A 14,276-nucleotide genomic window follows, 5' to 3' on the forward strand; every position below is an offset into this window, starting at 1 on the left:
TACAAGTGCTAAAGAATTATTGTAATAAATGTGATAACATCTCCTGCCCGAAGGCAGGATTGTTATTACTCTTCTAATCTGATATCTAATCCTAGACCTTTCAATTCATGCATCAATACGTTGAAAGATTCCGGTAATCCTGGTTCTGGCATCGGTTCACCTTTTACGATAGCTTCGTAAGTTTTGGCTCTACCAATCACATCATCAGATTTTACAGTTAAGATCTCTCTCAATGTAGCTGAAGCTCCATAAGCCTCGAGTGCCCAGACTTCCATCTCACCAAAACGCTGTCCTCCAAATTGGGCTTTACCACCAAGAGGCTGCTGCGTAATAAGCGAGTAAGGTCCGATAGATCTCGCGTGCATTTTATCTTCAATCATATGTCCCAGTTTCAACATGTAGATAACCCCTACAGTTGCACGCTGGTCAAAACGCTCACCGGTACCACCATCATAGAGATAGGTGTGTCCAAATCTTGGAATACCTGCTTCGTCGGTCAGTTCGTTAATCTGGTCCAAAGTCGCTCCATCAAAAATTGGTGTCGCAAACTTTCTGCCTAATTTTTGTCCTGCCCATCCAAGAACAGTTTCGTAAATCTGTCCGATGTTCATACGCGATGGTACACCCAGTGGATTCAATACGATATCAACCGGCGTTCCATCTTCCAAGAATGGCATATCTTCTTCTCTTACGATTTTGGCCACAATACCTTTGTTACCGTGACGACCTGCCATCTTATCCCCTACTTTCAATTTACGTTTCTTAGCGACGTAAATCTTAGCGAGTTTTAAAATTCCAGATGGAAGTTCATCTCCAACCGTAATCGTAAATTTCTCTCTTCTGAGGTTACCCTGAAGATCGTTTTGCTTGATTTTATAATTGTGTAAAAGATCAGCTACTAAAGCATTGGTCGCTTTGTCTGTCGTCCAGGTGCCTTTGGTTAAGTGACTGAAGTCCTCTACAGAGTTCAACATTTTCAGAGTGTACTTCTTACCTTTTGGCAGCGTGTCTTCTCCAAGATCATTTTGAACGCCCTGTGCTGTTTTTCCGCCTACGATACTGAATAATTTTTCAATTAAACGGTTTCTTAGTTCTTCAAACTTCACCTGGTACTTCGCTTCAAGGGCATCTATCTCCTGCTTGTCCTGAGCTCTCTTACGCTTATCTTTTACAGCTCTGGTAAACAATTTCTTATCTATCACAACCCCGTTAAGCGATGGAGAAGCTTTTAAAGAAGCATCTTTTACATCACCGGCTTTGTCACCAAAGATGGCTCTCAGTAATTTCTCTTCCGGTGTAGGGTCACTTTCGCCTTTCGGTGTAATTTTACCGATAAGGATATCTCCCGGCTTAATTTCAGCACCAATTCTGATCATACCATGCTCATCCAAATCTTTTGTCGCTTCTTCAGAAACGTTTGGAATATCGCTGGTCAGTTCTTCATTACCAAGTTTGGTATCTCTAACTTCCAAAGAGTATTCGTCAATGTGAACAGAGGTTAGAATATCATCCTTAACCACACGCTCAGAAATCACGATGGCATCCTCAAAGTTGTAACCTTTCCATGGCATAAATGCCACTTTCATGTTTCTACCTAAAGCCAGCTCACCGTTATCGGTTGCATAGCCTTCACAAAGCACCTGTCCTTTAGTGACTCGGTCACCAACACGTACGATAGGTTTGAGGTTGATCGTAGAACCCTGATTGGTTTTTCTGAACTTGATCAGGTCATAAGTCTTGTCATCATCATCAAAACTGACGAGTTGTTCATCTTCTGTTCTGTCGTAGGAGATCACAATCTTTCTGGCATCTACATAATCCACAGTGCCCTCACCTTCAGCATTGATCAAGACTCTTGAATCCTGAGCAACACGTCTTTCCAGTCCAGTTCCAACGATAGGTGCATCCACTCTCAATAAAGGAAGTGCCTGACGCATCATGTTAGATCCCATCAGTGCACGGTTGGCATCATCATGTTCCAAGAAGGGAATCAAAGAAGCGGAAATCGAAGAAATCTGGTTTGGAGCCACATCGATATAATCGACATCTTTAGGATCCACAACCGGGAAGTCACCTTCCATTCGAGCAATAACACGCTCTGAAGTCATCGTTCCATCTTCAGAAATAGGAATGTTGGCCTGTGCAATCAATTTGTTTTCTTCTTCTTCAGCAGAAAGGTATAAAGGTTCTGATTTAAAATCAATTTTACCATTTTCAACCTTACGGTATGGGGTTTCGATGAATCCCATGCTGTTTACTTTTCCGTAAACAGACATCGAAGAAATCAAACCAATGTTTGGTCCTTCAGGAGTTTCAATAGGACAAAGTCTTCCGTAGTGTGTATAGTGAACATCACGCACCTCAAATCCTGCTCGTTCTCTTGATAAACCACCTGGTCCTAAGGCTGAAAGTCGTCTTTTGTTTGTCAACTCCGCCAAGGGGTTGGTCTGATCCATAAACTGAGACAACTGGTTGGTTCCGAAGAAAGAATTAATCACAGAAGACAAGGTCTTCGCGTTAATCAAATCTATAGGGGTAAACACCTCGTTATCTCTAACGTTCATTCGTTCTCTAATGGTTCTGGCCATTCTTGCCAGACCCACACCAAATTGCTGAGATAACTGCTCGCCCACGGTTCTAACACGACGGTTAGACAGGTGATCGATATCATCTACTTCAGCTTTGGAGTTAACCAGTTCTATAAGGTACTTGATGATCGTAATGATGTCCAGCTTGGTAAGTACTTTGCTGTCCATGCTGATATCAAGTCCTAATTTTTTATTCATTCTGTAACGACCAACTTCACCTAAGTTGTAACGCTGATCGGAGAAGAATAATTTATCGATAATACCACGCGCGGTCTCTTCATCAGGCGGCTCGGCATTACGTAATTGTCTGTAAATATGCTCTACTGCTTCTTTTTCAGAGTTAGTAGGATCTTTTTGTAAGGTATTGTAGATGATCGCGTAGTCACCGGTCAAATTATCTTCCTTGTGAAGTAAGATGGTTTTTGATCCTGTTTCTAGAATCTCTTCTATATGGTCTTTTTCGAGGATGGTATCCCGATCCAAGACGATTTCATTTCGCTCAATCGATACAACTTCTCCGGTATCTTCATCTACGAAATCTTCATACCAGGTATTCAATACTCTGGCAGCTAATTTTCTGCCCAGGTATTTTTTCAAACCGGTTTTAGATACTTTCACCTCTTCAGCAAGGTCAAAAATCTCTAAAATATCTTTATCTCTTTCAAAACCGATGGCTCTGAACAGAGTAGTGACAGGTAATTTTTTCTTACGGTCTATATAAGCGTACATTACAGAATTGATATCTGTAGCAAATTCAATCCAGGATCCTTTAAAAGGAATCACTCTGGCCGAGTATAGTTTGGTTCCATTGGCATGAAAAGACTGGCCAAAGAAAACACCCGGGGATCTGTGTAACTGAGAAACTACAACACGTTCTGCGCCGTTGATTACAAAAGTACCACTTGGGGTCATGTAAGGAATAGTTCCTAAATAGACATCCTGCACGATCGTCTCAAAATCTTCATGTTCTGGATCGGTACAGTAAAGTTTTAATCTTGCCTTAAGAGGCACACTGTAAGTAAGACCTCTTTCGATACACTCTTGTATAGAGTATCGGGGAGGATCTACAAAATAATCTAAAAATTCAAGTACAAACTGATTTCTCGTATCTGTAATTGGGAAATTCTCTTGGAAGGTATTATATAATCCTTCGTTGGATCTTTCTTCTGGTTTGGTTTCAAGCTGAAAAAAATCTTGAAAAGATTTTACTTGGATATCCAGGAAATCCGGATAATCTGGCTTGTTTTTAACGGAAGAAAAACTAATTCGTTCATTATGCATTGCTAACATCTAAGAAAGATTTTAATGCTTTGAATTCAATGAAAATTCATCAGCAATATTAACTTATAAAAAGTAAAATAAACACGTCGCGTATAGATACGCAAAATGGTTTAGACCTACAAGACTAAATCTTGTGGTCTAAACCTGGTATTATAAGTGTGAGTGAGCTTACTTAAGCTCAACCTCAGCACCTGCCTCTTCTAATTGTGCTTTAAGTGCTTCTGCTTCATCTTTAGCAACACCTTCCTTAACTGGAGCTGGTGCACCGTCAACTAATGCTTTTGCATCTTTAAGACCTAAGCCTGTCAATTCTTTTACAAGTTTAACAACTGCTAGTTTAGAACCACCTGCAGCTTTCAAAATTACGTCGAATTCTGATTGCTCTTCGGCTTCTTCAGCAGCAGCACCGCCACCACCAGCTACAGCTACTGCAGCAGCAGCAGGCTCTATACCGTATTCTTCTTTTAAAATATCAGCTAACTCATTTACCTCTTTTACAGTAAGGTTAACTAATTGTTCTGCGAAATCTTTTAATTCTGCCATTTTCTATCGTTTTAGTGTAATTTAATATTTAGTAATTAGTGCGTGTTTATTCTTCTCTTTTTGAAAGTGTTGTAAGGATTCCAGAAAGTTTACCACCACCAGATTTAAGTGCTGATATAACGTTTTTAGCTGGGGATTGTAACAATCCAATGATATCGCCTATAACTTCTTCTTTAGACTTGATGTCTACTAAAGCATCCAGGTTTTCATCACCAACATAAATTGATTCTTCAACGTAAGCCCCTTTCAAGATAGGCTTTTCATTTTTCTTTCTAAAGCTTTTAATCACTTTAGCTGGAGCGTTTCCAGTTTCAGAAAGCATGATAGAGGTACTCCCTTTCAGGATACTCGTCAACTCTCCGAATTCTTTATCTGTACTCTCCATAGCCTTGGCCAGGAGCGTATTTTTAACTACCATCAACTTGACGTCTGCTTTAAAACAGGCACGTCTTAAGTCTGAAGTTAAGGATGCATTCAATCCTGAAATATCTGCTAAATATACATTCGATGAATCTGCTAACTTAGTAGTTAAATCTTTTATTACTATAGATTTCTCTTCTCTTGTCATAACTTAAAATTATTGCTCGGTAAATCGTTTAGTATCGATTTCAATACTTGGACTCATGGTAGAAGCGATATGAATACTTTTTATGTAAGTACCTTTCACTACTTGAGGCTTAAGCTTGACGAGCGTCGTTAGTAATTCTCTTGCATTTCCAGCAATTTTTTCTGCGTCGAAGGATACTTTACCAACAGCGGCATGAACGATACCAGTTTTATCAACTTTAAAGTCGATTTTACCAGCTTTCACGTCAGACACTGCTTTAGCGATATCCATAGTTACTGTACCGGTTTTGGGGTTAGGCATAAGCCCTCTTGGACCTAATACCCGTCCTAACGGACCTAATTTACCCATCACACTTGGCATAGTCACAATGACATCAACGTCTGTCCAGCCTCCTTTGATTTTCTCAAGGTATTCGTCTAGACCAACGAAGTCTGCACCAGCTTCTTCAGCTTCTTTTGCTTTGTCGGGAGTCACAAGAGCCAAGACTTTTACATCTTTACCTGTTCCGTGAGGCAGAGTTACCACACCACGAACCATCTGGTTAGCTTTTCTTGGATCAACATTCAGTCTTACGGCTAGATCAACAGATTCGTCGAAATTAGCGTAAGCTACATCTTTCAATAAAGCAGAGGCATCAGCTACGGAATAGGTTTTAGACCCATCCACTTTACTTAATGCTTCTTTTTGCTTCTTAGTTATTTTTGCCATGTTAATTTCGTTTTGTTAAAATGGTGCATTACCTTTTACAGTTATACCCATAGATCTTGCTGTACCAGCAACCATTTTCATTGCAGATTCTGTTGTAAATGCATTCAAATCCTGCATTTTATCTTCAGCTATCGCCTTCACCTGGTCCCAAGTTACAGAGCCTATCTTTTTAGTGTTAGGTTCTCCGGATCCTTTCTTTAGTTTTGATGCTTCCATCAATTGTACTGCTGCAGGTGGTGTCTTGATGATAAAATCAAAAGACTTATCCTTGTATACTGTAATTTCTACAGGTAGGATTTTTCCACTCTTATCTTGTGTTCTACCATTGAATTGCTTACAGAATTCCATGATATTCACACCAGCAGCACCCAAAGCAGGTCCAACTGGCGGAGATGGGTTTGCCGCACCACCACGTACTTGGAGTTTTACTACTTTACTTACTTCTTTTGCCATTTTTCAAAATTTAGTTGAATTGTTTTCAGTGGGAAGCATTATGTTTAAAAACAACTCTATATTATATGTAACATTTAAATTTTCTCTACTTGCATGTAGCTAAGTTCAACCGGTGTTTTACGACCAAAAATCTTAACCATCACCTGCAGCTTACGCTTATCTTCATTAATCTTTTCAATCGTTCCTGTAAAACTGTTGAACGGTCCGTCTACAACTTTTACGGATTCTCCAATACTGAAAGGGATTGCAACATTTTCCTTTTGAACGGAAAGCTGATCTACTTTACCCAGCATTCTGTTCACCTCCGACTCACGCATCGGTACAGGTTCTCCGCGTTTGGTTTCACCAAGAAACCCTATAACGCCGTTTACGCCTTTAATAACATGACCAACTTCACCTTCGAGGTTAGCGTTTACCATGATGTAACCAGGAAAATAAACCTTTTCTTTGTTGATTTTCTTTCCGTTACGGATTTGCACTACATTCTCTGTAGGAACTAGTATATCGTCAACATAGTCAGAGAGACCCTGATGAGAAATCTCTTTCTCTATATAGTCTTTGACTTTGTTTTCAGAACCACTGATGGCCCGGACCACATACCATTTTTTTAAACCTGTCTCAGACATGTATTATGATTTAACCCAATTAAAATATTGCTTTACAGCTGAACTAAAAACTTCATCCACTCCCCAAATGGCCAGCGAAAAAAGAATTGAAAAAACAGCTACAATCACCATGAGTTTCTGTCCCTCAGCCCATGTAGGCCAGGTCACATGATTTTTCAACTCATTGTAAGACTCGCTTACATAATTTATAATATTCGACATCTCTTTAAGATTTGCACGGGTTGAGAGGCTCGAACTCCCGACACCTGGTTTTGGAGACCAGTGCTCTACCAACTGAGCTAAACCCGTAAATATTTCGTTTTTTAGAGCGTGCAAAGAAACAAAATTTCTTTGAGATAAAAAAGGAAATTTAAAAAGTTAAGGTATCCGCAAAAAGCGAACACCTTAACTGTTTTTAAAACCTAATTCGTAAAAATTAAATTATTTCAGTAACCTGACCAGCACCAACTGTACGTCCACCTTCACGAATCGCGAATCTTAAACCTACGTTAAGCGCAATTGGCTGAATCAAATCAACCGTGATGGTTAAGTTATCACCTGGCATTACCATTTCTACACCTTCAGGAAGGTTGATAGTACCGGTAACATCCGTAGTTCTAACGTAGAACTGTGGTCTGTAGTTATTGTGGAATGGAGTATGACGTCCACCTTCTTCTTTTTTAAGGATATACACCTCAGCTTTGAATTTTCCGTGTGGCTTAATAGATCCCGGCTTGGCGATTACCATACCTCTAGAGATCTGGCTTTTCTCAATACCTCTTAACAAGATACCTACGTTATCACCAGCTTCTCCTCTATCAAGAATTTTACGGAACATTTCAACTCCAGTAATCGTTGATTTTAGGTTTTCAGCGCCCATACCGTTGATCTCTACCGGGTCTCCTGTGTTAGCAACACCTGTTTCGATACGTCCAGTTGCAACTGTACCACGACCTGTAATAGAAAATACATCTTCAATCGGCATTAAGAAATCTTTCTCAACATCTCTCTCAGGAAGTTCGATATAATCATCAACTGCTTCCATCAAATCAAGAACAGTTTTAGACCATTTCTCATCACCTTCCAAAGCACCAAGTGCAGAACCTGAAATTACAGGAGCATTGTCACCATCGTACTCGTAGAAAGAAAGCAAATCTCTTACCTCCATTTCAACTAATTCAAGAAGTTCTTCATCATCAACAAGGTCAACCTTGTTCAAGAAAGTAACGATTCTTGGAATACCAACCTGACGTCCTAAAAGGATATGCTCACGTGTTTGTGGCATAGGCCCATCAGTAGCAGCAACAACAAGAATAGCACCGTCCATCTGAGCAGCACCAGTAACCATGTTTTTCACATAATCGGCGTGACCTGGACAGTCAACGTGCGCGTAGTGACGATTTGCAGTTTGATATTCAACGTGAGAAGAGTTAATAGTAATACCACGCTCTTTTTCCTCAGGTGCATTATCAATTTGATCAAAAGCACTAGCTTCAGAATATCCAGCATCAGCCATCACCTTAGTAATAGCAGCTGTAAGTGTAGTTTTTCCGTGATCGACGTGTCCAATAGTACCTATGTTTAGGTGTGGTTTGGAACGATCAAAATTTTCCTTTGCCATAGTAGTAAATTATTTAATCTTAGTTATATATTAGTGTTAATGTTTATAACAACATAAAAAGTCAACAAAACCAGGTTTTGAGACTTAAAATTGAGCCAACGACGAGAATTGAACTCGTGACCTTTTCCTTACCAAGGAAACGCTCTACCCCTGAGCTACGTCGGCATTGGGTTTTGCATTTGAAAAATAGAGCGGAAGACCGGGTTCGAACCGGCGACATTCAGCTTGGAAGGCTGACGCTCTACCAACTGAGCTACTTCCGCTTATTTAATCCAATATGTCAATGCAAAGCCTGATGTTATCCGACTTGGTTGTGGGGAGAGCAGGATTCGAACCTGCGAAGGTAAAACCAACAGATTTACAGTCTGTCCTCGTTGGCCGCTTGAGTATCTCCCCAAACAATCTGATACTAGAGCCGATAAAGGGAATTTCCCAAACTTTTCAACTCTTACTATTACTAAAGAATATAATGAACTTCTCTACATTCTTGAGCCGATAGAGGGACTCGAACCCACGACCTGCTGATTACAAATCAGCTGCTCTAGCCAGCTGAGCTACATCGGCTTATCAGTATGTCAAACGCTACTTTTCGTAACGGGTTGCAAATATAAAACGATTATTGATATCTGAAAATTATTTGCTGCTTTTTTTTCTGAAATTTAATCGAAAAAAGATACACCCCCGAAATCACTCGTCCTCTCTCTTTAATGACCTGGGATGAGAAGCCGCATGCGCTTTGCTCAACTCCTTGAAGTTGGCGTGCGTATAAACTTCTGTAGAGGCTAGACTGCTGTGTCCCAGCAAATCCTTAATGGCTGTAATATCCGCTCCTTTTTCCAGCAGATGCGAGGCAAAGGCATGCCTGAGGAGATGCGGACTCAGTTTCTGCTTGGTAGACACCTTTTTGAAATACGAATTCACCGTTCGATACACCAGATTTGGGTAGATGGGTTTCCCGCTTTGCGTCAGAAACAGTTTAGCTGAATCTGACCCCAGAAGCTTTCGTTCGTTCAGATAGTCTTGTATCAGGTGAAGTGTGGACTTAAGCAGAGGGAGTATTCGCTCTTTGTTGCGCTTGCCTAAAACCTTCAACTGGTTCTGCTCAAAATCAACCGAGCTAATCTTCAAATCGATGAGCTCCTGCCTTCGCATCCCGGTTGAATACAGCAGCTCTATCATCAGATGATCCCGCAGACCTTCGAAGCTGGAGTCCTCAAAATAAGCCGAAATCTTTTCAAGTTCCAGCAGGGAAAAGGTTTCCTGTTCACGCTTCGGCAGTTTTAAAGACTTATGCTGCAGCATGGGGTTGACTTCAATCGCCTTCACCTTCAGAAGAAATTTAAAAAAGGTTTTGAGTGTTGAAAGTTTACGGTTGATGGTTTTGTTGGTCAACTCCTGGTCTACAAAGCCAACAATCCATTGCCTGATGATGGGATAACTGACTTCCGTGAAATCTTCAGTGTCATACTTCTCTGAAAGAAAGGTTTGAAACTGTCTTAAATCTGAGGCATAGGAGGTCAGGGTATGCTGAGCATATTTTTTCTCCAGCTGAAGATAATCCAGGAAAGCGCTGATATAATCCATAAAAAAACCATGTGCTGAAAAAACACATGGTTACAAATTTATTATAAATAAGCTTAGGTCGCCGGCTTATAGTCTTTATTGTCGATGACCATCTTGGCGATGATTTCTTTTAAGATCTCTGAGGTGCCTCCGCCAATAGGTCCCAATCGGCTATCCCTGAACATTCTTGCCAGCGGATAGTCTTCGATGTAGCCATAGCCCCCAAGCATTTGCATGCAATCGTAAATGACCTCATCGGCTATTTTTGTAGACAGCAATTTAGACATCGTCGCCTCTTTCACGACATATTCGCCATCATCCAGGCGCTTGGCTGTGGTATAGTTAAACGCCTTGGCCATTTCCACTTCACTGCTGCGTTCAGCTATTTTATGCCTTAAGGCCTGAAACTTGTCAATGGTCTGGCCAAAAGCTTCACGTTCGGACATGTACTGTATCGCATATTTAAGCGCGTATTCTGCTCTCGCGTGTGCATTCACTCCCATAATCAATCGCTCCAAAGCAAAATGCTGCATGATGTAAGGAAAGCCCTGGTTGCGCTCTCCCATCAGGTGAGATTTTGGAATCTCCACATTATCAAAGGCCAGCTCCGCCGTATCCGAAGCTCTCCAGCCCAGTTTATTGAGTTTTGTTGCCGATATACCCGGCGTATCTCGGTCTACCAAAAAGATACTCATGCCTTTTCCTCCTTTTTCCGGTGCCGTTTTGGCGGCAACCACCAGGTAGTCTGCATAGACTCCGTTGGTGATAAAGGTTTTGGACCCGTTAATCACAAACGAATCGTCTTTCTCCACAGCAGTGGTTTTCATCCCTGCCACATCAGATCCTCCAAAAGGCTCGGTGATACATAGACAACCCACCATGTCTCCGCTGATGGAGGCCGTAAGGTATTTTTCCTTAATCTCCTCACTACCTTCCTTGTTGACGTGCGTCATGGCCAGGTAGGCATGCGCCCAGATAGCCGCTGCAAAACCTCCAGAATTGATCTTTTGAAGCTCTTCCAAAAGAATAATCGTGTAAAATAAATCCAGATCTAATCCACCATACTTTTCAGGATAGGCCAGACCGAAATAGCCCATTTCGCCAAATTTCTTCCAAATAAAACGCTCTATCGTTCCTTCTTCTTCCCATTTATCGAGGTGTGGAACGACTTCTTTCTGAAGAAATTCCTGTAAACTTTTCCTGAACATCTCATGTTCTTCGGTAAAATACATATGATTCATATCTGTAATATCTAATTTTTGAATTTTATTCTTTAATTTCCAAATATAATTGAATTCTATCTAATTTATGCAGAGGGAAATCCTCAATTTTTGATAATTCTTCAAAATTTGAAATACCTTCTCTCAATTTTATAAAGTTGACAATGGTTCTGGCCATTTCGTAATCGAAATACGGGAGCTCCGATAACTCCAAAACAGAAATAGCATTGATATCCTGTTTTTCAACTTCCACAGGCGTCTTCAGAGCCATCTTGTCTTCCAGATTTTGAATAACCTCAGCCTTTAAACCGTACACGTCTTTCAACTGAATGACATCGACAAAGCCCCCAAGTTTTTCCCGGTAAGCAATGATTCTTCCCGCCAGGCTTTCCCCAATACCGGAAATCTGAATCAGGTCGGATTCAGTCACCAGGTTCAAATCCTTCTTTTCTGAATAGCTTAGCGTCTTTGACCTTCTGCTTGTCGAATTTTTATTTTCAGTAACCCACTCAGGAAATTTGAAGTAAGGACTGTATTTAGACATCCATTCATCCGAAACCTGCGTGACCTGCTGAAACTGGGCTTTGGAATTGATCCACCGGTCTTCCGCCCTGAATTCTGTAAGCCTGTCGATTTGCTCTAGGGTCATGTCTAAGGTATATCCTTTATAATCGGTTATAAAATTAGGATTAAACGGATAAATTTCACGCTGAGGCTCAAGGCTTTGTTTATTTTTTAACTTATTTACAAGGCGCTGAATAGAATCTTCAAAGGCGGAAGGTTCCGCGGAAAGTTCAGATTGGGGCCCGGGGTAAAAACTCCAGTAATTGAGACCCACCCCCAGCATTAAAAGGAGGCAAAATATAAAAATTCCGTTTCGATCACCTTTGGTGTAACCGAAACGGAATTTTCTATTGGTATTCATCTGTTTAGTTATTTCTTCAACACCTCTTTTTTGAAGATTTGACCAGCCTTCAGTTTGGTCATATATTCTCTTAAATCGTCTCTGACTTCACCGGACATGATATACAAGCCGATAATGTTAGGAAACGACATCGCGAGAATCATCATATCTGAGAAATCCAGTACAGCTCCTAAACTCACCGAAGCTCCAAGAACCACAAAAAACAGGAAGATCACCTTGTAAATAATTTCAGAGCGGTTACTTTTTCCGAAGATGTATGTCCAGGCTCTCATACCGTAGTAAGACCAGGAGATCATGGTTGAAAAAGCAAAAAGGAAAACAGCTGCAGAAAGTACATACGGGAACCAGGAAATCACGCTGCCGAACGCATCGGTGGTTAACTGAACTCCGGAAACCCCATCCACTTCATGCATGCCTGTAAAAATGAGAACAAGCGCTGTAAGTGTACAGACCACAACGGTATCGATAAAAGGCTCGAGAAGGGCAACAAATCCTTCAGAAGGAGGATGATTGGTTTTGGCTGCAGAGTGTGCAATAGCAGCAGAACCTACACCGGCTTCGTTAGAGAAGGCAGCACGCTGGAAACCAACGACAAGCACCCCTATGAAACCACCTTTCAGGGCCGATGGCGTAAAGGCACCCGATATAATAGCATTGAAAGCCGGACCTACATTTTCGATATTAATTCCTATAACCACCAGCGCACCAATAACATACACGCCGGCCATGATAGGCACTACTTTACCTGTGACCTTGGCAATACTATTGATACCCCCTATAATCACAACCCCAACTAAAATGGCCAGAAAAAGACCAAAATAGAAGCCGCTGTCACTGTCTAAAAATGGAATCTGATTGGACAGGATTTCAAAAGACTGGTTGGCCTGGAACATGTTTCCTCCACCAAACGAAGCTCCTATCGCCAGCACTGCAAATAAACCGGCTAAGACTTTACCCAGTTTACTGAGGTTACGCTTTTCGAGTCCGTATCTCAGATAATTCATAGGCCCTCCGAAAATACGGCCTTCTTTATTTATAAATCTGTATTTAACACCAAGGGTACATTCCACAAACTTTGAGGACATTCCCAGCAAACCTGCTAAGATCATCCAAAATGTGGCGCCTGCACCACCCAGGGAAATGGCAATGGCCACACCCGCTATATTTCCCAAACCTACGGTAGCTGAAACAGCGGTAGCCAAGGCCTGGAAATGGGTAATGCTTCCCGGCGCGTTAGGTTCGTCGTATTGTCCTTTGGCGAGCTGAATCGCATGTTTGAATCCACGAAGGTTAATAAAGCCCATTCTAAAGGTGAAGAAAGCAGCACCAAAAATTAACCAGATCACGATAAAAGGAATTCCTTTTTGCAGTGGAGTCCCGTTGGGGTTGGTCAAAGCGATAGGCTCATCGTAGATGATCTTACCGAATTTATGGGCATTCTGAGCAATGATATCGGCTTTGTTATCAGGATTATAAATGTACTCGCCTTCCGGAGTTATAAATTCAATCTCTCCGTTGACTTCAGCCTGCACGGTATAGGATTCTCCATCCACTTCAACAATGGCGATATCCTGTCCTTTTTTGACAGGCTCATTTTCAGAAACCAGCCACTCTTTTAATAAAAATTTACTTTCGGTATTGGGTTCCCATCCCGGAGAAAACAGCAGTTTTTGATCGGTATATACAATCGGGTCGTAAATGCCAATCGCTGCAAAAGGATCCCAGAACAAAACACTACCCATCGCATCCACCACAGGCTTAAAGGTTCCGTTGAAGTTTTCTACAATAGACTCCGGCTGAATAGTAAATGATTTATCCACACTGGCTCCGGCGGCATCGCTTACCGTAACAGAATAGAGAATTCCTTCGGTAAGATCACCGGCGGTGTTGGAGGTAAGGGGAACTTCACTTTTTGACCACTGAAAGGTGTAGGGAGGAGTTCCACCGCTCACTTCCAGGTCAACCTGGGCGTCATTTATTTTATCGGATGGATTGATGACTGTTTCTTTCACCTGCAGCTCCTGTGCGAAGGTTAATGAAATAGAGAATAATAGGAATGCAATCAGGGAGATATTTCTTAGCATAAGGCTATATTTAATTTGATATTTCAAAGGAATAGTTTTATTTAAAATCGACAGAATTTTAAATTATGCCGCAATATGCAAAAAATATGGTTTGCATTCAAACCCTAAGCCTTAAAA

General features: G+C 41.2%; 12 protein-coding genes and 5 tRNA genes. All 17 read right to left on the minus strand.

Annotation, left to right across the window (positions count from 1 at the left end; translation table 11 throughout):
• Positions 1 to 65 precede the first annotated feature (65 nt).
• The gene (gene rpoB, locus G3567_RS07045; protein WP_164004622.1) at positions 66 to 3,878 is read right to left on the minus strand and encodes a DNA-directed RNA polymerase subunit beta; all 3,813 of its coding nucleotides are present in this window, start codon (positions 3,876 to 3,878) and stop codon (positions 66 to 68) included.
• A 159-nt stretch (positions 3,879 to 4,037) separates the two neighbouring features.
• Entirely contained in the window at positions 4,038 to 4,412 is a 375-nt protein-coding gene (gene rplL / locus G3567_RS07050) for a 50S ribosomal protein L7/L12 (RefSeq protein ID WP_164004623.1), read from the minus strand.
• A 46-nt stretch (positions 4,413 to 4,458) separates the two neighbouring features.
• A complete protein-coding gene (gene rplJ / locus G3567_RS07055; RefSeq protein WP_164004624.1) occupies positions 4,459 to 4,980 on the minus strand; it encodes a 50S ribosomal protein L10 in 522 nt (173 codons plus the stop codon).
• Positions 4,981 to 4,989: 9 nt separating this feature from the next.
• The gene (rplA, locus tag G3567_RS07060) at positions 4,990 to 5,688 is read right to left on the minus strand and encodes a 50S ribosomal protein L1 (protein ID WP_164004625.1); all 699 of its coding nucleotides are present in this window, start codon (positions 5,686 to 5,688) and stop codon (positions 4,990 to 4,992) included.
• 15 nt (positions 5,689 to 5,703) lie between these two features.
• On the minus strand, positions 5,704 to 6,141 hold the full coding sequence (gene rplK / locus G3567_RS07065) for a 50S ribosomal protein L11 (RefSeq protein ID WP_093367578.1): 438 nt from the start codon (positions 6,139 to 6,141) through the stop codon (positions 5,704 to 5,706).
• A 74-nt stretch (positions 6,142 to 6,215) separates the two neighbouring features.
• Positions 6,216 to 6,767 carry a transcription termination/antitermination protein NusG gene (nusG, locus tag G3567_RS07070; RefSeq protein WP_164004626.1) on the minus strand — a complete coding sequence of 184 codons (552 nt, stop codon included), beginning with the start codon at positions 6,765 to 6,767 and terminating at the stop codon, positions 6,216 to 6,218.
• A gap of 3 nt (positions 6,768 to 6,770) precedes the next feature.
• Positions 6,771 to 6,968 carry a preprotein translocase subunit SecE gene (gene secE / locus G3567_RS07075; RefSeq protein WP_093367584.1) on the minus strand — a complete coding sequence of 66 codons (198 nt, stop codon included), beginning with the start codon at positions 6,966 to 6,968 and terminating at the stop codon, positions 6,771 to 6,773.
• Positions 6,969 to 6,982: 14 nt separating this feature from the next.
• Positions 6,983 to 7,055 (minus strand) — tRNA-Trp (locus tag G3567_RS07080).
• Positions 7,056 to 7,182: 127 nt separating this feature from the next.
• Positions 7,183 to 8,367: an elongation factor Tu gene (gene tuf / locus G3567_RS07085; RefSeq protein WP_164004627.1), complete on the minus strand. Its 1,185-nt coding sequence runs from the start codon at positions 8,365 to 8,367 to the stop codon at positions 7,183 to 7,185.
• Between the two features lie 93 nt (positions 8,368 to 8,460).
• Positions 8,461 to 8,532 (minus strand) — tRNA-Thr (locus tag G3567_RS07090).
• A 25-nt stretch (positions 8,533 to 8,557) separates the two neighbouring features.
• Positions 8,558 to 8,630 (minus strand) — tRNA-Gly (locus G3567_RS07095).
• A gap of 51 nt (positions 8,631 to 8,681) precedes the next feature.
• A tRNA-Tyr gene (locus G3567_RS07100) sits at positions 8,682 to 8,763 on the minus strand.
• Positions 8,764 to 8,857: 94 nt separating this feature from the next.
• A tRNA-Thr gene (locus tag G3567_RS07105) sits at positions 8,858 to 8,931 on the minus strand.
• A gap of 123 nt (positions 8,932 to 9,054) precedes the next feature.
• Positions 9,055 to 9,951, minus strand: coding sequence for a tyrosine-type recombinase/integrase (locus G3567_RS07110; RefSeq protein ID WP_164004628.1), 897 nt, complete (start codon positions 9,949 to 9,951; stop codon positions 9,055 to 9,057).
• Between the two features lie 53 nt (positions 9,952 to 10,004).
• Positions 10,005 to 11,171, minus strand: coding sequence for an acyl-CoA dehydrogenase family protein (locus tag G3567_RS07115; protein WP_164004629.1), 1,167 nt, complete (start codon positions 11,169 to 11,171; stop codon positions 10,005 to 10,007).
• 25 nt (positions 11,172 to 11,196) lie between these two features.
• On the minus strand, positions 11,197 to 12,075 hold the full coding sequence (locus G3567_RS07120; RefSeq protein WP_164004630.1) for a helix-hairpin-helix domain-containing protein: 879 nt from the start codon (positions 12,073 to 12,075) through the stop codon (positions 11,197 to 11,199).
• An 8-nt stretch (positions 12,076 to 12,083) separates the two neighbouring features.
• Entirely contained in the window at positions 12,084 to 14,159 is a 2,076-nt protein-coding gene (locus G3567_RS07125) for an amino acid carrier protein (protein ID WP_164004631.1), read from the minus strand.
• Positions 14,160 to 14,276: the final 117 nt, after the last annotated feature.

The sequence above is a fragment of the Psychroflexus aurantiacus genome (assembly GCF_010820555.1).
Classification (GTDB): Bacteria; Bacteroidota; Bacteroidia; order Flavobacteriales; family Flavobacteriaceae; genus Psychroflexus; species Psychroflexus aurantiacus.

Excerpts from the sequence above, each read along its gene's own strand:
- rpoB (WP_164004622.1), bottom strand. The coding sequence starts at position 3,878 with ATGTTAGCAATGCATAATGAACGAATTAGTTTTTCTTCCGTTAAAAAC.
- rplL (WP_164004623.1), bottom strand. The coding sequence starts at position 4,412 with ATGGCAGAATTAAAAGATTTCGCAGAACAATTAGTTAACCTTACTGTA.
- rplJ (WP_164004624.1), bottom strand. The coding sequence starts at position 4,980 with ATGACAAGAGAAGAGAAATCTATAGTAATAAAAGATTTAACTACTAAG.
- rplA (WP_164004625.1), bottom strand. The coding sequence starts at position 5,688 with ATGGCAAAAATAACTAAGAAGCAAAAAGAAGCATTAAGTAAAGTGGAT.
- rplK (WP_093367578.1), bottom strand. The coding sequence starts at position 6,141 with ATGGCAAAAGAAGTAAGTAAAGTAGTAAAACTCCAAGTACGTGGTGGT.
- nusG (WP_164004626.1), bottom strand. The coding sequence starts at position 6,767 with ATGTCTGAGACAGGTTTAAAAAAATGGTATGTGGTCCGGGCCATCAGT.
- secE (WP_093367584.1), bottom strand. The coding sequence starts at position 6,968 with ATGTCGAATATTATAAATTATGTAAGCGAGTCTTACAATGAGTTGAAA.
- tuf (WP_164004627.1), bottom strand. The coding sequence starts at position 8,367 with ATGGCAAAGGAAAATTTTGATCGTTCCAAACCACACCTAAACATAGGT.
- G3567_RS07110 (WP_164004628.1), bottom strand. The coding sequence starts at position 9,951 with ATGGATTATATCAGCGCTTTCCTGGATTATCTTCAGCTGGAGAAAAAA.
- G3567_RS07115 (WP_164004629.1), bottom strand. The coding sequence starts at position 11,171 with ATGAATCATATGTATTTTACCGAAGAACATGAGATGTTCAGGAAAAGT.
- G3567_RS07120 (WP_164004630.1), bottom strand. The coding sequence starts at position 12,075 with ATGAATACCAATAGAAAATTCCGTTTCGGTTACACCAAAGGTGATCGA.
- G3567_RS07125 (WP_164004631.1), bottom strand. The coding sequence starts at position 14,159 with ATGCTAAGAAATATCTCCCTGATTGCATTCCTATTATTCTCTATTTCA.